The organism is Vibrio sp. D420a (assembly GCF_030248625.1).
Taxonomy (GTDB): domain Bacteria; phylum Pseudomonadota; class Gammaproteobacteria; order Enterobacterales; family Vibrionaceae; genus Vibrio; species Vibrio fortis_A.
The window spans coordinates 1-579 of the sequence record NZ_JAHGAN010000096.1; the positions used below are offsets into that span (position 1 = coordinate 1).

Sequence of the window (579 nt, forward strand, 5' to 3'; positions counted from 1 at the left end):
TTATTGTACAACTAGCAAATCGCCTAGGGGTGTCGTTGGTTGCGGAGGGGGTTGAGCATAAAGAGCAGCTCGAAACATTGCACGCTATGGGGTGCGATAAGATACAAGGCTTTTTCTTCTCTTGTCCCTTGCCCTCACAAGACATGATCGCCAAGATCCAAGGGCGGCCAACTACTGAGTTAACTTCTAACAAAGATGAGATAGAGCTGGAGTGAACAGCCAACAACAGACAAACAAAAGCCATAAACAAATAAACCGTGAATAGCTAACTATTCACGGTTTATGTTTGAGCTTCACGATGACTTAAATGTTAGCTTGCTTCTCTAACAAAGCATCAGCTTTATCGCGCAATGCAAAGAACTCCGCTTTCTCTTTCTTGGGCACCGAGTTTGCCATCGGGATATTCGCTTTCATTGCGTCAACTGGGCGACCGCGTTCGATCAACTCATAGTGAAGGTGTGGACCCGTCACTCGACCTGTCTTACCCGATAGACCAATACGCTGACCACGCGACACTTGCTGTCCTTTGCGCACCAAGATCTTGCTCAGATGCAGGTAGCGGGTTTTGTAAGTGCTGCT

2 protein-coding genes are annotated in these 579 nt (G+C 47.3%); one reads left to right on the plus strand and one right to left on the minus strand.

Annotated elements, in window-relative coordinates:
• Positions 1 to 215: EAL domain-containing protein (locus tag KI743_RS24470; protein WP_285468590.1), on the plus strand; the 215-nt coding region annotated here is incomplete at its 5' end.
• 88 nt (positions 216 to 303) lie between these two features.
• Here the strand turns inward: KI743_RS24470 and KI743_RS24475 are convergent.
• On the minus strand, positions 304 to 579 hold a 276-nt coding region (locus KI743_RS24475), incomplete at its 5' end, for a M23 family metallopeptidase (RefSeq protein ID WP_285468591.1).